The sequence below is a fragment of the Streptococcus sp. 27098_8_74 genome (assembly GCF_041431705.1).
Taxonomy (GTDB): Bacteria; Bacillota; Bacilli; order Lactobacillales; family Streptococcaceae; genus Streptococcus; species Streptococcus salivarius_E.
The window spans coordinates 23702-40439 of the sequence record NZ_JAPVYF010000016.1; the positions used below are offsets into that span (position 1 = coordinate 23702).

Annotated in this window: 16 protein-coding genes; 12 read left to right on the top strand and 4 right to left on the bottom strand. The window is 42.3% G+C overall.

All coding sequences use genetic code 11. The features are described from left to right. Positions 1–46: 46 nt before the first annotated feature. The gene (locus O3670_RS07480; RefSeq protein ID WP_371595942.1) at positions 47–2227 is read right to left on the bottom strand and encodes an LTA synthase family protein; all 2181 of its coding nucleotides are present in this window, start codon (positions 2225–2227) and stop codon (positions 47–49) included. 161 nt (positions 2228–2388) lie between these two features. On the opposite strand from O3670_RS07480, the gene O3670_RS07485 reads away from it, so the two are divergent. From O3670_RS07485 to O3670_RS07540, 12 genes are all read left to right on the top strand, one after another. Next, the gene (locus O3670_RS07485; protein ID WP_037603989.1) at positions 2389–3552 is read left to right on the top strand and encodes a class I SAM-dependent rRNA methyltransferase; all 1164 of its coding nucleotides are present in this window, start codon (positions 2389–2391) and stop codon (positions 3550–3552) included. Continuing rightward, complete coding sequence (gene aroD, locus O3670_RS07490; protein WP_371595943.1) at positions 3549–4226, top strand: type I 3-dehydroquinate dehydratase; 678 nt, start codon at positions 3549–3551, stop codon at positions 4224–4226. The genes O3670_RS07485 and aroD overlap by 4 nt, the downstream gene beginning before the upstream one ends. After that, positions 4216–5073, top strand: a complete 858-nt coding sequence (locus tag O3670_RS07495) for a shikimate dehydrogenase (RefSeq protein WP_371595944.1) — start codon at positions 4216–4218, stop codon at positions 5071–5073. The genes aroD and O3670_RS07495 overlap by 11 nt, the downstream gene beginning before the upstream one ends. 12 nt (positions 5074–5085) lie before the next feature. Continuing rightward, on the top strand, positions 5086–6153 hold the full coding sequence (aroB, locus tag O3670_RS07500) for a 3-dehydroquinate synthase (protein ID WP_371595945.1): 1068 nt from the start codon (positions 5086–5088) through the stop codon (positions 6151–6153). Next, positions 6154–7320: a chorismate synthase gene (gene aroC, locus O3670_RS07505; RefSeq protein ID WP_371595946.1), complete on the top strand. Its 1167-nt coding sequence runs from the start codon at positions 6154–6156 to the stop codon at positions 7318–7320. Positions 7321–7349: 29 nt separating this feature from the next. Next, positions 7350–8456 (top strand): prephenate dehydrogenase, encoded by a 1107-nt coding sequence (locus O3670_RS07510; RefSeq protein WP_070847371.1) that lies wholly within the window; start codon positions 7350–7352, stop codon positions 8454–8456. Positions 8457–8465: 9 nt separating this feature from the next. After that, positions 8466–8804 carry a YlbF/YmcA family competence regulator gene (locus tag O3670_RS07515; RefSeq protein ID WP_070847373.1) on the top strand — a complete coding sequence of 113 codons (339 nt, stop codon included), beginning with the start codon at positions 8466–8468 and terminating at the stop codon, positions 8802–8804. Between the two features lie 89 nt (positions 8805–8893). Then, positions 8894–9844 (top strand): L-lactate dehydrogenase, encoded by a 951-nt coding sequence (locus O3670_RS07520; protein WP_104020800.1) that lies wholly within the window; start codon positions 8894–8896, stop codon positions 9842–9844. Positions 9845–9924: 80 nt separating this feature from the next. After that, entirely contained in the window at positions 9925–11208 is a 1284-nt protein-coding gene (gene aroA / locus O3670_RS07525) for a 3-phosphoshikimate 1-carboxyvinyltransferase (RefSeq protein WP_371595947.1), read from the top strand. Beyond that, positions 11201–11692 carry a shikimate kinase gene (locus O3670_RS07530; protein ID WP_104020801.1) on the top strand — a complete coding sequence of 164 codons (492 nt, stop codon included), beginning with the start codon at positions 11201–11203 and terminating at the stop codon, positions 11690–11692. The genes aroA and O3670_RS07530 overlap by 8 nt, the downstream gene beginning before the upstream one ends. Next, positions 11683–12507: a prephenate dehydratase gene (pheA, locus tag O3670_RS07535; RefSeq protein WP_110980860.1), complete on the top strand. Its 825-nt coding sequence runs from the start codon at positions 11683–11685 to the stop codon at positions 12505–12507. Before O3670_RS07530 ends, pheA begins: the two co-directional genes overlap by 10 nt. A gap of 11 nt (positions 12508–12518) precedes the next feature. Continuing rightward, positions 12519–13940: an LCP family protein gene (locus O3670_RS07540; RefSeq protein WP_156685474.1), complete on the top strand. Its 1422-nt coding sequence runs from the start codon at positions 12519–12521 to the stop codon at positions 13938–13940. Between the two features lie 14 nt (positions 13941–13954). Here O3670_RS07540 and O3670_RS07545 read toward each other — a convergent pair whose 3' ends face one another. The 3 genes from O3670_RS07545 to O3670_RS07555 are packed head-to-tail and all read right to left on the bottom strand — an operon-like array spanning position 13955 to position 16561. After that, positions 13955–14893 carry an SLAC1 family transporter gene (locus O3670_RS07545; protein ID WP_175061141.1) on the bottom strand — a complete coding sequence of 313 codons (939 nt, stop codon included), beginning with the start codon at positions 14891–14893 and terminating at the stop codon, positions 13955–13957. 16 nt (positions 14894–14909) lie between these two features. Beyond that, complete coding sequence (locus O3670_RS07550) at positions 14910–15974, bottom strand: acyl-CoA dehydrogenase family protein (RefSeq protein WP_175064750.1); 1065 nt, start codon at positions 15972–15974, stop codon at positions 14910–14912. Between the two features lie 38 nt (positions 15975–16012). Next, positions 16013–16561 (bottom strand): carboxymuconolactone decarboxylase family protein, encoded by a 549-nt coding sequence (locus O3670_RS07555; RefSeq protein WP_002885920.1) that lies wholly within the window; start codon positions 16559–16561, stop codon positions 16013–16015. Positions 16562–16738: the final 177 nt, after the last annotated feature.

The following is a 16738-nucleotide window of genomic DNA, read 5'->3' on the forward strand; positions in this document are numbered from 1 at the left end:
ATTGTTTAATCTAAAAAGGCAGTCCAAATAGGACTGCTTTTAAGGCTTATTGTTGTTCCGTTGAAGAGCTACTAGACTCTGATTCACTTGAACTTGAGCTTGATTCAGATTCTGCAGGATGTAGTTCCTTGTAAGATGGGGTCTTGAATAGATCAGCTGTCGATTTATTGCCTTTTTGTTTGTAGAGGCTGGTTGATTTATCTTTCAGCTTTTTATTGATTTCTTTTAGTTGATCCATCTGTTTAGTGTAGGAAATCTTGCTAGAATCAACATGCTTCAAACCGTTTGGCGTATAGAAACGAAGAAGGTCACCTGTTTGAACAGCGTCACTCATCGAAAGCTGAGTTGCTACTGCCTTACGAATGGCTTCGTTATCTTTTTTAGTTGTCTCATCAGGGTTGGTAATTTCTTCCCCTGTTTGAGTGTTATAAAGTCGACCAGAGTAGCTGGTGTATTGAGGAGTAACATATTGACCTGAGGTTCTAAATGCGACGGTTTGCTTATTATCAGGAGATAGGAGGTCTTGTCCCATCTGGATATAAGAGCTAGTGTCAACGCCAAGAACGTGAAGGAGAGTTGGAAGGGCATCAACCTCACCACCAAAGGTGTTAGAGATACCACCACCAGTATAACCTGGAATATGAATCATGTAAGGAACACGTTGAAGCATGGCTTTATCATAGTTTGACCAAGTTTCAGGGTTCTTACCGAGAAGTTCAGCAAGATTGCTGCTTCGTGTATCTGAGATACCATAGTGGTCACCGTACATGACAATAATCGAGTTATCGTAAAGACCGGTTTCCTTGAGGTAATCAAAAAAGTCTTTGATTGCTGAGTCAAGATAGTTAGCTGTTGCAAAATATCCGTTGACTGTCTCGTCTTTTGTTTCGGCAAGTGGGAAACCTTGTTCCTTTTCATCGCCTGAGAGAGAAGTATATGGGTAGTGGTTAGATACTGTAAGGTATTTAACGTAGAAAGGTTGTTGCATTTGTTCCAGATACTTGATGGAATCTGGGAACATGTACTTGTCATTTAGACCATACTGGAAGGAGTTTTCATCAGTTTTTTCAGTGAAGGCTGATGAGTCAAAGAAGTAGTTATACCCCCATTGTTTATAGGTATTGTTACGATTCCAGAAGGATCCAGTGTTTCCGTGGAAAACAGCTGACGTATAGTCACCTGTTTGAGCTAGGATAGATGGCGCAGCATAGGCTGTATTGGTACCACCATAGTTTACCATGTATGACCCTGTACTTAGTCCAAAGAGAGACGTTTCCATCAAGGTTTCAGCATCAGAAGTTTTACCTGATTTTACTTGGTGGAAGAAGTTTGAAAAGGCTAGAGTTTCATTTGAGTGATAAATGGAATTGATGAATGGTGTAACCTCATAGTCTTGACCGTCTACTTTGAGCTTGTAATCAATGAGGAACTGTTGGAAGCTTTCCAAGTGAATAACGATGACGTTTCTTCCTTTAGCAATTCCGTAATACTTAGGGTCAGGTGCCGCATAGTGCTCCTTAACGTAAGCCTCAACCTTTTTCATATCCTCAGCTGTTGCAGATGACCGAGCCTGTGAAGCTTGATAAGTTAAGTTACCAGAATAGGCTGTGAAGAAGGGAAGCCCCATAGCACGAACAATATAGTTATTTGAGAAACCACGTGTCAACAACTCGCCACGGTTAACTTCCGCTAAGAAGAGGTTAACTGAGAGTAGGAGTGTTGATAGTGCAGTAACTGCGAAACTAGCTCGTTTATTAAATGGCTTGCTGTCCAATTTAAGCTTTTTCCTGAAACCAGCATAGATGAAGAAAGGAACATCAATCAGGTAGAAAAGATAGCTTGGCTCAAGAAGGTTCTTGGCTGAGTCTCCTAGTCCTGCTGCCGAACTAGAACTTGCTAGGATGGTATTTACAGTGATGAAGTCTGTAAACTCTCCAAAGTAAATCACATTAGCGATAAGTAAGAGGTTAAGGATGACATAGATAGCAATGGTAATACTATAAAAGAAACGTCGTTTCTTGAAGTATAGTCCTAAACCTAGAAGCATTAATCCTAGTGGAATAGGGTTAATCAGCGAAAGCATAACCTGATATCTGCTTTCCAACTCAAGATTAATGTTGACGTAATAAGCGAATATGGTTTTTAGCCAGTAAAAGAAGAGTAACAAGAGGATAAATCCAAGTCTTGATGAAACTCCTTTCCAAAAGGCTTCAGTAATTTTTTTCAAAGTAATACTTCCTTTGATTCTATATTATCTTAATCATTATACCAAATAAGATAATGACTCTCAAAAATTTACTGCCATTGAGTGTGATATTCCTTGACATATAATTGATAAAATCTAGTCACGAAACAGAAATAATAGCATTTTTTTGGTATAATAGTAACATGAGTATATTGACGGTAAGTCCCTTTGCGGAGAAAAAAATCAAACAAGGAAAACAGCTTCTTTTAGCCGAAGATTTTCCAAATATAACTGAAAATAATCAGTTGGTTTATCTATATAGCCAATCCAAAGACTTTTTAGGAACGGGCTATTTGTCAAGTCAAAATAAGGGGATAGGATGGTTTCTGTCCCCTAAAAAACAACAATTGACAGTGACTTATTTTCAAGGACTTTTTGAAAGGGCTAAGGCCAAACGTCAATCCTATTATGATAATGAGTTGACGACAGCTTTTCGTCTTTTCAACCAAGATGGTGACGATTTTGGTGGTCTCACAATTGATTTATATGGGGATTATGCCCTCTTTTCATGGTACAATGCCTTTGTTTATTCCTTGAAAAATGATATTGTAGATGCTTTCCAAATGGTCTTTCCTGAGGTCTTGGGAGGCTATGAGAAAATCCGCTTCAAGGGTCTTGATTTCGAATCAGACCATCTTTTTGGGCAAGAGGCGGCTGATACCTTCACCATTTTAGAAAATGGGGTAACTTATGAAGTTTTCCTCAATGATGGGCTAATGACGGGGATTTTCCTTGATCAGCATGAAGTGCGTGATGGCTTAGTTAATGGCTTAGCTTTGGGAAAATCAGTTTTGAATATGTTCTCCTATACGGCAGCTTTTTCAGTGGCTGCAGCTATGGGGGGAGCGGTTGAAACGACATCGGTTGATTTGGCTAAGCGTTCACGTGAATTATCGACGGCTCATTTTGAAGCTAATGGCTTCAGTATGGAAAATCATCGCTTGGTCGTGATGGATGTCTTCGATTATTTCAAATATGCAAAGAAAAAAGGCTTATCTTATGACCTTATCGTCATCGATCCGCCAAGCTTTGCTCGAAATAAGAAACGCACTTTCTCAGCAAATAAGGATTACCACAAGTTAATTGCACAAAGTCTTGATATTTTATCAGAGCATGGGACAATCATCGCAAGTACCAATGCTGCTAATATGACAGTGCAACAGTTTAAAAAACAACTACGTAAGGGCTTGGGAGATGTTTCAGCGGACTTCGTTAACCTGCAACAATTACCAGCGGATTTTACCGTCAATCCTAATGATCCAACATCAAATTATTTGAAAGTATACACAATAAAGGTAAATAAATGAAAATTGTAGTTCCGATTATGCCAACTAGTTTAGAGGAGGCACAAGCGCTTGAACTGTCTCGTTTTGAGGGGGCAGACATTATTGAATGGCGTGCAGATTTTTTAGATAAGGATAGTATCTTAACGGTTGCTCCGGCTATTTTCGAGAAATTCGCAGGCTTTGAGATTATCTTTACCATCCGTACAACGCGTGAGGGTGGTAGGCTTGAGTTAACGGATGCGGAATATGTCGCACTGATTAAGGATGTAGCTGCGATTTACTCGCCAGATTATATTGATTTTGAGTATTTCACACGTAAGGCTGTCTTTGATCAAATGCTTGAATTTTCAAACTTGGTTTTGTCTTATCATAACTTTGAGGAGACACCTGAAAACCTCTTGGAACTTTTGTCTGAGATGGCAAACTTGACACCACGAGTGGTTAAGGTGGCAGTTATGCCTAAGCATGAGCAGGATGTTCTCGACCTTATGAACTTCACACGTGGCTTTAAGGCCTTTAATCCTGAGCAGGAGTTTGTGACCATGTCAATGGGTAAACTAGGTCGTTTGTCACGTTTTGCGGGCAACTTGATAGGGTCATCATGGACCTTTGCCAGTCTTGATAATGCCAGTGCTCCAGGACAAATTAGTTTAGCAGACATGCGCAGAATCAGGGAGGTGTTGGATGCAGATTGATGGACACACACGCCTAGCAGCTGTTGTCGCCAATCCAATCAAGCATTCGATTTCGCCATTCATTCATAATTCGGCCTTTGAGAAGACACATGTTAATGGTGTTTATGTGGCTTGGGAGATTCCAGAGTCAGACCTAGCCGAGACAGTTGAAAATATTAGACGTTACAACATGTTCGGTATCAACTTGTCGATGCCATATAAGGAAGCAGTCATTCCTTTTTTGGATGAGATTAGTCCTGCAGCTCAACTGATTGGTGCCGTCAATACAGTTGTTAATCGTGATGGTCATTTGATTGGTCATAATACGGACGGTTTTGGCTTCTTTGCTAGTCTAAAGGACTTTAGCCCTAGAGACGCTCATCTGATGATTTTGGGTGCTGGTGGTGCTGCTAAAGCTATTGTGACGCAGGCAGTTCTTGATGGTGCAAAAAAAGTCAGTGTCTATGTTCGCCCTCAGTCATTAGATAAGGCAAAAGAGAGCTTTAAGTCCTTACTTGAACAGGCAACTTGTCACTTGGAGTTTCATGCTTTAAATGATTTTGAGTATTTTCAAGAGGAACTAGGCCAGGCTGATCTATTAGTGAATGCGACGAGTGTGGGGATGGATGGCGAATCCTTTCCCATTCCTACAGACACAAAATTTCCTAAGGGACTCTTGGTTGCTGATATCATTTATCAGCCTTTTGAAACACCTTTCTTGGCCTTGGCTAGGAAACAGGGAATCGAGGCTGTGAATGGACTTGGCATGTTGCTTCATCAAGCGGCAGGTGCCTTTAAATTGTGGACCGGCAAGGACATGCCAACAGACGCCATTTGGCAGGAATTAGAAAATATTTACAATAGCTAGGAGGGGACGACTATGAAACTAGAGGTAAATTTAACACATAACCCTTATGACATTATTATTGAAAAAGGAGCCCTTAAGACCGTCGGTCAATGGGTGAAGTCACTTTGGGAACCGCAAAAGATTGCACTCATCACAGACAATCATGTGGGAGCTCTATATGCAGAAAAAGTTAAGCTTAGCTTGGAGCACGAAGGTTTTGAGGTAGTCGTTTTTGATTTCCTAGAAGGTGAAGCAAGTAAAAACCTTAAAACTGTTAATAAGGCTTATGAGTTTTTGATTAAGAATGGCATGACTCGTAGTGATGGTATCCTTGCTCTTGGTGGTGGCGTTGTTGGTGATTTGGCAGGATTTGTCGCTTCGACCTATATGCGTGGCATTCACTTCGTTCAGGTTCCAACTAGTCTAACTGCCCAAGTAGATTCATCTATTGGAGGTAAGACAGGTGTGAACACACCATTTGCTAAAAATATCGTGGGAACTTTTGCTCAGCCTGATGGGGTGTTGATTGATCCTAATGTCCTTGAGACACTTGGTAAACGTGAATTGATCGAAGGTATGGGTGAGGTTGTCAAATACGGTTTGATTGATGATCCTGAGCTTTGGCAGCTTCTTGAAAGCATTGATGGTTCGGTTCACAGTATCCTAGAAAACTCAGAAACCATTATTTACCGTTCATGTAACGTTAAGCGTAAAATTGTGGTTGAAGATGAGTTTGAAGGTGGTGTCCGTATGTACCTAAACTTTGGTCATACGATTGGGCATGCCGTTGAACAAACAGCTGGTTACGGTAAAGTCATGCACGGTGAAGCGGTAGCTATCGGAATGGTTCAGATTTCACGAGTTGCTGAGGAAAAAGGTCTGATGCCTAAGGGAATCACACGTCAAATCGCTGAGATGTGTGTCAAATTTGGCTTGCCAGTAGACTATGAGCCATGGCGTGTTGAGGAGCTCTATACAGCCCTCACACATGATAAAAAAGCTCGTGGCAATAGCATTAAGACAGTTATCATTCCAGAGATTGGTAAGGCAGCTATCAATCAGATTCCTTTAGTTGAAATGAAAGAGTACTTGGAGAAATAAATGAGATATTTAACAGCAGGTGAGTCTCACGGCCCACGTTTAACAGCAATTATCGAAGGTGTTCCAGCAGGTCTTCCCTTGACGGCAGAAGATATCAATGGCGATTTGAAACGCCGCCAAAGTGGTTATGGTCGTGGTGGCCGTATGAAAATTGAGTCTGATAAGGTTGAAATCACTTCTGGTGTGCGTCATGGGAAAACAACAGGGGCTCCAATCACCCTTCATGTTATCAATAAGGACCATCAAAAATGGTTGGACATCATGGCTGTGGAAGATATTGAGGACCGTTTGAAAACCAAACGTAAAATCACTCACCCACGTCCAGGACATGCTGACTTAGTTGGTGGAATGAAATACCGTTTCGATGATTTGCGTAATTCTTTGGAACGTTCTAGTGCGCGTGAAACAACCATGCGTGTGGCAGTAGGTGCTGTCGCTAAACGTATCTTGGCTGAGCTTGATATTGAAATTGCTAACCATGTCGTTGTCTTTGGTGGTAAGGAAATTGATGTGCCTGAGAATTTGACAGTAGCTCAAATCAAGGAATTGGCCCAACAATCAGAGATTTCAGTTGTTAACCAAGAACGTGAACAGGAAATTAAAGATTACATTGACCAAATCAAAAAAGAGGGAGACACAATCGGTGGTGTCGTTGAAACTGTTGTTGGCGGCGTCCCTGTTGGCCTTGGTTCTTATGTCCAATGGGATACCAAACTTGATGCTAAGATTGCTCAAGCAGTTGTATCTATCAATGCCTTCAAGGGTGTAGAATTTGGTCTTGGTTTCAAGGATGGCTACCTCAAGGGCTCTCAAGTGATGGACGAGATTCTCTGGAATGAAGAGGATGGCTATACGCGTCGCACTAACAACCTTGGTGGTTTTGAAGGTGGTATGACCAACGGGCAACCGATTGTGGTCCGTGGGGTTATGAAACCTATTCCAACCCTATACAAGCCATTGATGTCAGTAGATATCGAAACACATGAACCATACAAGGCAACAGTTGAGCGTTCAGATCCAACGGCCTTGCCTGCAGCGGGTGTCGTTATGGAATCCGTAGTTGCTACAGTTGTAGCCAATGAAATCTTGGACAAATTCTCTTCTGACAACATGGAAGAATTGAAAGAAGCGGTAGTACGTCACCGTGACTATGTGAAAAACTTTTAAGCAGTATCAGACAATAGATGGGAGTAGTAATGAGTAAGAAAACTATTTATATCGCAGGATTGGGCTTGATTGGTGGTTCTTTGGCCTTAGGGATTAAAAGGGACCACCCTGATTATGAGATTCTTGGATATAATCGCTCTGACTATTCTCGAAATATTGCACTTGAGCGTGGGATTGTTGACCGTGCAACAAGTGATTTCAAAGAATTTGCTCCCCTTGCGGATGTTATTGTCCTTGCAGTGCCAATTAAGCAAACGGTGGCCTACTTGAAGGAGTTGGCTGACCTGGATCTCAAAGATAATGTCATCATCACGGACGCAGGGTCTACTAAGTTGGATATCGTTGAGGCAGCTGAACGTTACCTAACAGGTAAAAATGTTCAGTTTGTAGGTTCTCACCCTATGGCTGGTTCCCATAAATCAGGGGCTATTGCAGCTGACGTGACACTTTTTGAAAATGCCTATTATATTTTCACACCGACGAGTCTAACAAGAGAGACAACTATCCCTGAACTTAAGGACATCTTGTCAGGGCTTAAATCACGTTATGTGGAGATTGATGCGGCTGAACATGATCGTGTAACCAGTCAAATCAGTCATTTTCCACACCTTTTAGCTTCTGGACTTATGGAGCAGGCAGCTGATTATGCGCAGGCTCACGAGATGACCAATCACTTTGCGGCTGGGGGCTTCCGAGATATGACCCGTATTGCAGAAAGTGAACCTGGCATGTGGGCTTCCATTCTCATGACCAATGGGCCAGCTGTTTTGGATCGTATTGAAGATTTCAAAAAACGTTTGGACCATGTGGCTGACTTGATTAAGGCTGAAGATGAGAATGCCATTTGGGAGTTCTTTGACAACGGTCGTAAGAAACGTAAAGAGATGGAGATCCACAAAAAAGGTGGCGTGGAAAGTGCCTTCGATATTTTCGTGGATGTGCCTGACCGAGAAGACGTTATCCTTAACATTATGGAATTGCTGCGAGGAACGTCTTTGGTTAACCTTCGTATTAATGAGGAAAATCGTGAGGATATTCACGGTATCCTCCAAATTACTTTTAAAAATGAAAAAGATCGCACACATGCTAAGACTGTTATTGAAGCCAATACGGATTATCATGTGGTGATCGCCTAGGAGAATAAAATGACAAATATTTATGATTTAGCAAATGAGTTGGAACGTGGCATTCGTGCCCTTCCTGAGTACAAAACTTTGGTAGAGAAAAAAGAAGCGATTGCAGCTGATGCTGAAGCTAGCGCTCTTTTCAAAGAGTTTACTGATTTCCAAGAGGATTTCTATGCTAAAATGCAAGCTGGTACAATGCCAACAGCAGAAGAACAAGCTGCTGTTCAAGAATTGGGTCAAAAGGTAGAAGCTAATGCCCTTTTGAAAGAATACTTGACTGCACAACAAGGTTTGTCTGTTTATTTGAACGATATTGAACGTATCATCTTCAAACCTTTGCAAGAATTGAATAGTTAATCAAAGAGGGTGTGTCAATTGACAGGCCCTTTTCTGCATTCAAAAGAGATTGTCTAAGGAAGAAGCTAGAAATATTAAGGAGGAAAATGATGAGTCGTAAGATTGGAATTATTGGTATGGGAAATGTTGGAGCTGCAGTAGCTCATGGAGCAATTGCTCAAGGCTTGGCTGATAGCTATGTCTTTATAGATATCAATGAGAAGAAGGCCGAGGCAGATGCCCAGGATTTTAAGGATGCCATGGCAAATCTGCCTAGCTATGCAAGCATTGTTGTCAATGATTATGCGGCACTTGAAGATGCTGATGTGATTATTTCATCTCTTGGAAACATTCAGTTACAGCATAATGCTGGTGAGGATCGCTTTGCTGAATTTCCATTTACTCGAGAAGCCGTTTATCAGGTTTCTCAGGCACTTAAAAAATTGAATTTTAAAGGCATACTCTTGGTTATCTCGAATCCTGTAGATGCTGTATCAGCCCTCTATCAGGAATTCACAGGCTGGCCAAGAGAACGTGTGATTGGGACAGGGACTCTACTCGATACGGCGAGAATGAAGGCAGCGGTAGGAGATGATTTGTCAGTAAATCCTAAATCAGTATCCGGCTACAATCTTGGCGAACATGGGAATTCCCAATTTACAGCCTGGAGTCAGGTTAAGGTCAAAGGTCAAGACATTACAGCATTGACCAGTGAAGAAGAGCGACAAAATCTCTTTATGGCTTCCATGAAGGGTGGTCACAAGGTCTTTTATGGTAAGGGCTATACTTCTTACGGCATTGCCAGTGCGGCTCTTCGTTTGGTAACTATTATCCTTTCAGATGCTCAAGAAGAAGTGGCAGTATCAAGCTATCAAGAAGCCTATCAAACCTATCTTGGCTATCCAGTCATCCTAGGGCGTCATGGGGTGGCTGCTCCCGTTCACTTGTCTTTGTCTGCTGAGGAAAATCGTCTTTTAGAGGAGTCTGCTAACTTGATTCGGAACCGTGTTCAAGAGGCAGTTGCCTACCTAAAAGAAAAGTATGGTAATACTAGCGAGTGAATATTTTGACAATTCAGTCTATGGTTGGGCTTTCAATTATGGTATAATGGAAATAACTATAAAATTTTTAGGAGTAACCTATGAAACTAGAAACCAAGGCTCAAGGTCTTCATGGCAGCTTGCGCATCCCTGGTGACAAGTCAATCAGTCACCGTTCGATTATGTTCGGAAGTCTTGCCAAAGGTGTGACAACAGTTCGTGATATTTTACGAGGTGAGGATGTCCTCTCAACTATGCAGGTCTTCCGTGATTTGGGTGTGACTATCGAGGATGATGGTGATGTGGTACGCATTCACGGTGTTGGTTTTGATGGTCTCAAGGCTCCTCAAAACAAGTTGGACATGGGGAACTCTGGAACATCGATTCGTTTGATTTCAGGTGTGCTTGCAGGTCAAGATTTTGATGTGGAAATGTTTGGAGATGATTCCCTTTCAAAACGTCCGATGGACCGTGTGACCATTCCCTTGCGTCAGATGGGTGTAGAGGTTTCTGGTCAAACAGACCGTGATTTGCCACCTTTGAAAATGCACGGTAGCAAGTCTCTTAAACCTATTCATTACCAATTGCCTGTGGCCTCTGCTCAGGTAAAATCTGCCCTTATTTTTGCAGCGCTTCAAGCTGATGGCGAATCTGTCATTATTGAAAAGGAAAAAACACGTAATCATACGGAAGATATGATTCAGCAGTTTGGTGGTCAGCTTCAAGTAGATGGCAAGGAAATTCGTATTTCTGGTGACCAAAGCTTTACTGCTCAAGAAGTAGTGGTTCCAGGTGACATTTCTTCAGCAGCCTTTTGGTTGGTAGCGGGACTCGTGGTGCCTAACTCTAAGATTGTCTTGGAAAATGTCGGCATCAACGAGACACGTACGGGTATCATTGATGTGATCAAAGATATGGGTGGTAAGATTACCCTTTCAGATATTGATCAAGTTGCTAAATCTGCGACTATTACGGTTGAAACTTCAGAACTTAAAGGAACTGAAATTGGTGGAGATATCATTCCACGTTTGATTGATGAACTTCCGATTATCACACTCTTGGCGACACAAGCCCAAGGTAAGACAGTGATTCGTGATGCTGAAGAACTCAAGGTCAAAGAGACCGACCGTATTCAGGTGGTAGCAGATGCCTTGAATGCTATGGGGGCTGATATTGTTCCAACAGAGGATGGTATGATTATCACTGGTAAGACGGCTCTTCATGGGGCAGAGGTCAATACCTTTGGAGACCACCGTATTGGTATGATGACAGCTATTGCTGCCCTCTTGGTTCAAGATGGTGAGGTTAACTTGCAACGTGCAGAAGCTATCAATACAAGTTACCCAAGCTTCTTTAGTGACTTGGAAGGATTGCTCAATGGCTAAGGTTTTATTGGGCTTTATGGGAGTTGGTAAGAGTTCCGTCGCCCCATACCTGGATGGTCGTTTCGTTGATATGGATCAGGTCATCGAGGAGAAAATCGGCATGTCCATTGCTGATTTTTTTGCAAAAGAAGGTGAAGCAGCCTTTCGTCAGATTGAGTCTGAGACTTTGGAAGAACTTCTCCAAGAGGGAGATGATGTCATCATCTCTACTGGAGGTGGTGTCGTTGTGACTGAGCGTAATCGTCAGCTCTTGGCCAAGAATCGTAAGCATAACGTTTGGCTCCACGCTTCTTTCGATGTGGTCTATGATCGCATTAAGAAGGATACCAAAAATCAACGCCCCCTCTTTCTCAATCATTCCAAAGAGGATTTTAAGGCTATTTATGACGGTCGAATGGCACTCTATCAAGATTTAGCAGATTTGGTTGTCACAGTTGATAACCGAACGCCAGAAGAAGTAGCAAGGTTTATCAAATGTATGTAGGTTATTTGGGCCCAAGTGGGTCGTTTACGCATAATGCAGCCTTAAAGGCTTTTCCTGAGGCAGAATTGGTTTCATTAGGTACCATTACCGAGGTTATCAAGTCTTATGAAGAGGGACGTGTGGATTATGCAATCATTCCGGTGGAAAATTCCATTGAGGGCTCTGTTCATGAGAGTTTAGACTATCTCTTCCATCAGGCCGATATTCGTGCTATGGCAGAGATTGTTCAGCCCATCAAGCAGCAGTTGATGGCGACTAAACATCATGAGAAAATTGAGAAAATCTTCTCACACCCACAGGCCATTGCTCAAGGGAAAAAGTATATTAAACAGCATTTTCCACATGCCAAGATTGAGACAACAGCAAGTACAGCCTTTGCGGCTCGTTTTGTCGCTGATAATCCAGATCAGCCTTATGCAGCAATCGCTCCACATGCAGCTGCTAAGGAATACGGTCTACAAATATTGGCTAAGGATATCCAGGAGATTGAAAAGAATTATACCCGCTTTTGGGTGCTGGGGAACACTGCTCCTGAGATTCCGCTCAATCAGATTGATTGTAAATTAACGCTGGCCTTGACCCTGCCTGACAATATGCCAGGGGCACTTTACAAGGCCCTATCGACCTTTGCCTGGCGAGGCATTGACTTGACCAAGATTGAAAGCCGCCCGTTGAAGACGGTACTTGGCGAGTATTTCTTCATTATTGATTGTGATTATACAAAGGAAAAGTTGGCTCAGTTCGCTCTTGAAGAGCTAACTGCAGTTGGAATTGGATATAAAATCTTGGGTGCTTACCAAGTCTATGAAATTTAAAGGGAAATCTTATGACCAAATCTAACAATGGGCCGTTTACGCATCATGAACGGTTACGTTACAGCTATCTTTTAAAAAATCTTGCTCACCTGAATGGACAGCAGGCTTCAGAATTCAATTATCTCCAAGGAAAGTTAGATGCCTATGAAGCTGAGCGGAGGTATCAAGCGCAAAGAGAGGACTATCAAACAGCATGGCACCAGCCTTATGACAATCGTTCTGACTATTATCAAGAGCGTGATTATGAGGCTGCCAATCAGCTAACTGAGGAAGGGCTACCCGTCTATCGAGAGGAAGTTGCTCAAAGTAAACCTAAACGTAAAAAGGTTCAAAGACAAGCAGCACCTTCATCAACGTCGGCTCCAAAGTCCAAGTCGCAAGTAGCCCAGAAGAAGCGGCCAAAGAAAAAGAGAAGGCTCAAGAAGGTTGTCAAGCTAGTACTTAGTTGCTTGAGTCTAGGAGTTGTGTTCCTAGTGATAGCCATGGCTTATCAATTTTACAAGGGAACAGACCTTTCTGCTGCAGGTAATAATGGTAAATCCTACCAGCCTGCCATAGTTGAGACCTTTAATGGTAAGGATAGCAAGGATGGGGTTAATATCCTTATTCTTGGTTCTGACCAACGTGTTAGCCAAGAATCTACCGATGCCAGAACAGACTCCATTATGGTAGTCAATGTGGGCAATAAAGAAGGTAAGGTTAAGATGGTTAGCTTTATGCGAGACACCTTGGTCAATATCAAGGGGGCTTCAGAAACCGACTATTCTCAGGACTTGAAACTCAATACGGCTTTCAATATTGGTGAGCAAAATAATCATCAAGGGGCAGAGCTCATGCGTGAGACGCTCAAACGCAACTTTGATATTGATATCAAGTACTATGCCATGGTTGACTTTGAAACCTTTGCGACAGGGGTTGATACCCTGTTTCCAAATGGTGTAGAAATCAATGCGAAGTTTGCGACCATCGATGGTAAAAAAGTATCTTCGGTTCAAGTTCCAGATGATTTGAAGATGGACAAGAACGGTCACGTGCCAAATCAAACCATTAAAGTTGGTAAGCAAGATATGGATGGCCGCACCCTTCTGAATTATGCCCGTTTCCGTAAGGATGACGAGGGAGATTATGGCCGTACCAAGCGCCAGCAACAAGTGATGCAGGCTGTCATGAAGCAGCTTAAGAATCCACTTAGCCTCTTCAAAGGGCCTGAGGCTTTGGGGAAGGTCTACTCTCTAACCTCAACCAATATGAGTATGACGGACATGTTGGACTTGGGGCTTTCAAATGCTGGTAGTTTCAAAAAAGGGATCAATTCGCAAACCATTCCTTCGGATGGTGATTGGATTGACAGCTATGATTTGTATGGCGGTCAAGGAATTGAAATTGATTTTGACACTTATCAGGCAAAATTAAAAGAACTAGGATTTAGATAAGAAAAGAAGCAGGTTCACACTGAACCTGCTTCTTTTTTGGTATGAAGAGCTTGTATAAGCGCCTTGTATAAGAGTTTTAGAAAATGATAGAGCAAATAGGTCATGATAAGAAGAATAATGACGAACTCTACCTTATAAATCAATTGGGTAGCAAGATTGACTAAACCAAGACTGGTGGTAGCTGCCTTAAAAGCATTGACACTATTGACCAAGGGAAAGCTAAAAGCTGCAAAAAGTGGCATAAAGCCTTTTCTAACCAGTTTTACGAAGAGATTAAGAGCGTAGAAAAAGAATGCTTGTGAGAAGACAAACAGGCCGACTAAAATGATAGTTGCAGGTTTTTGATTACTCTTGATTGAGCTGGTAATGAGAAGGGCCAGAGGTGCTGCTAAAATAGCAAGTATAGGCTGATATAGGTGAGGGATGGCTATCTGTTTCATTCTCCATAAAACAAGTGGAAAGAGGGCCAAAGTCGCTAATCCCGTTACTCCTAGAATAAGTCCCTTGATGCTAGTTGGAACACTAGCCGGTACTGTCACAAGACTGATAGCAGGGCCAACATAGACCACGAACCAGCTTGGAAAGACTTGGTTCAAAGATAGTGGGCGCATAAAACGCAGACTGAAAAAAATAATATAGGCAATATAAAGTCCAAGGAGTCCAACCCAAGTCACACTTAAGCCTGTTTTAGCTAGTGGGAGGCGGCTGGCAAAGAGAAAGGCAGCCATAAAGAAGCTAGCAAAGGCCGAAGCAATGACTGGGTTGCGCAAATCTTCCCTTACTTGTTCAAAGCCAAGAATCAAGCGTCCTAGTATAAGTATAAAACCAATACTGGCCAGAAACCAAATGCCCTGAGCAATCAGGGCAAAGTGGCTTATTTGATTGGATAAACTAAAGAGGGCAAGAACTAGACTAGATAGGGCCAAGGGAATTTTCTTAAAAAATACCTTCATTGGTCCACCGGCCTTTCTAGCTAGCTGCAAGAATGTGACGAAGCTGCACCGCACTCGGAGATACAATTGGAAGGAAGACGCCTTCATTCCAACGACGGATAAAGCTTGACTCTGATTCTTTCAAATAGCCACGGCCACCACTAGCCTGAAGTTCGAGGAGCAGGCTGTTGGCTACGACGTCGACAATATCGATACGCAATTGGAAAAGTTCACGTGGTTTGTCAATGAAATAATCGGCATCATTAAGACCTGCAAAGAGTTGGTCTTGGATAGCAAGAAGATTTTCACGTGTAGCTTCAAATTCTTCACGAAGAACGCTACGGTTACTGTTTAGACTAGCTTCAACCTCATTAAGAGAACGTTTGGCCAAACCAAAGGCAAGACCAAATTGGAAACCAAGGAAGTTTGGACGTGTTTTGGCAATATAGTCCGTACCTTCTTTTGAAAGGATCCAATTAGGATCTAACTTAACGTGATCGAAAGTAAGAGAGGCAGTGTTAGCACCCTGAAGGGAAACAAATTCCAAATCTTCAGAACGGCTGAGGCCTTCAGCTTCAGATGGAATAGTGATAATCCAAGGTTGGCTACCGTCTTTAAAGTCAGCAGCAAAGAGAGCAGCGAATTTATCAGAACGTAGGTTAGTCACCCAAGGCAAACGACCATCAAGATAGTAGTCATCACCTTCTTGACTGATGGTAACATTCAATTCTTCAATATCTGACAAGAATTTGACCGCATTTGACAAGCCAGTTCCACCAGCACGCTCACCGGTATACAATTCTTTCAACCATGTTTCACGAGGATAAGCATTGTCGCTAGCTAGGATATACTCGATGAAAGTACGGTGTCCCCAAGAAATAAAGGAAGCTGTCAAAGAGTGTTGTGCCAATTCATCAAGCACATCAACGACTTGAGTAGGACCACCACCTAGGCCATCAAACTCAGCAGGCACGCCGATTTTAAAGACGTCGTTTTCAGCAATTTTTTCAAGAAGCTGGTCCGCAATGGGTCCAGACTCTTGGTCAATATGGTCAGCGTTGGTATCCAACCAAGTAAGGAATTCTTTTGAAAAATGTGACATAGGCTTAGGTCCTCCTCTGTTTATCGCTTCGTTTTGAATTAAGCGAATTCTTGAAGTTCAGGGTTAATCGGTGTTTGTGCGAGATTGTTAGCGTAGTTACACAAGCTAGCAAGGCTGACACCCAAGATAACGTCAAGGGCATTTTGAGCAGTGTAGCCAGCTTCCAAGAAGTCATTGTAGGCTTCGTCACCAACAGCACCTTTAGTATTAATCACGGCAATAGTAAATTTAGCAAGGGTATCAAGTTTTGGATCGTCTTCGATTGGTGTACGGTTACGAAGAGCTTCCAAGAGTTGAGGTGTCATTTGGATTTGCTTGATTGAAAAGGCTGTGTGACCTGCCACACAGAAAGCACATCCGTTAGTAACAGCAGCTGTAATTTGAACAACCTCACGTTCAGTTGGTGTCAATGAATTGCGACGGTTGATTTCACCTACAGTACGGTAAGTTTCAAGCGCAGTTGGCGCATTAGCAAGGAGACCAATCAAGTTTGGAATGTATCCCCCATTGGCATCTTTGACTGTTTGAAGGACGTCTTTGACTTCTTCTGGTGCAGTTTCGATTGTATGAATGGTAATATCTGGCATGATTATTCTCCTTTAGATAGAAACGACATCTAGCAAGTTGCTGAGTCGTTTAATTTTTTGTCATGGACCTATGATAGCACTGTATGACTTTTCTGAAAAATCTATATTATTTATGGCCAGCCATAAATTTAATTTATATGTGCTATAATGGAGGGTAGTAAAAGGCTTTAGAAGATA

Bases quoted from the DNA above. Each gene is read 5' to 3' on its own strand.
- O3670_RS07485 (WP_037603989.1), top strand. From the start codon at position 2,389: ATGAGTATATTGACGGTAAGTCCCTTTGCGGAGAAAAAAATCAAACAA.
- O3670_RS07515 (WP_070847373.1), top strand. From the start codon at position 8,466: ATGACAAATATTTATGATTTAGCAAATGAGTTGGAACGTGGCATTCGT.
- aroC (WP_371595946.1), top strand. From the start codon at position 6,154: ATGAGATATTTAACAGCAGGTGAGTCTCACGGCCCACGTTTAACAGCA.
- O3670_RS07555 (WP_002885920.1), bottom strand. From the start codon at position 16,561: ATGCCAGATATTACCATTCATACAATCGAAACTGCACCAGAAGAAGTC.
- O3670_RS07520 (WP_104020800.1), top strand. From the start codon at position 8,894: ATGAGTCGTAAGATTGGAATTATTGGTATGGGAAATGTTGGAGCTGCA.
- O3670_RS07495 (WP_371595944.1), top strand. From the start codon at position 4,216: ATGCAGATTGATGGACACACACGCCTAGCAGCTGTTGTCGCCAATCCA.
- O3670_RS07545 (WP_175061141.1), bottom strand. From the start codon at position 14,893: ATGAAGGTATTTTTTAAGAAAATTCCCTTGGCCCTATCTAGTCTAGTT.
- O3670_RS07540 (WP_156685474.1), top strand. From the start codon at position 12,519: ATGACCAAATCTAACAATGGGCCGTTTACGCATCATGAACGGTTACGT.
- aroD (WP_371595943.1), top strand. From the start codon at position 3,549: ATGAAAATTGTAGTTCCGATTATGCCAACTAGTTTAGAGGAGGCACAA.
- aroB (WP_371595945.1), top strand. From the start codon at position 5,086: ATGAAACTAGAGGTAAATTTAACACATAACCCTTATGACATTATTATT.
- pheA (WP_110980860.1), top strand. From the start codon at position 11,683: ATGTATGTAGGTTATTTGGGCCCAAGTGGGTCGTTTACGCATAATGCA.
- O3670_RS07530 (WP_104020801.1), top strand. From the start codon at position 11,201: ATGGCTAAGGTTTTATTGGGCTTTATGGGAGTTGGTAAGAGTTCCGTC.
- aroA (WP_371595947.1), top strand. From the start codon at position 9,925: ATGAAACTAGAAACCAAGGCTCAAGGTCTTCATGGCAGCTTGCGCATC.
- O3670_RS07510 (WP_070847371.1), top strand. From the start codon at position 7,350: ATGAGTAAGAAAACTATTTATATCGCAGGATTGGGCTTGATTGGTGGT.
- O3670_RS07550 (WP_175064750.1), bottom strand. From the start codon at position 15,974: ATGTCACATTTTTCAAAAGAATTCCTTACTTGGTTGGATACCAACGCT.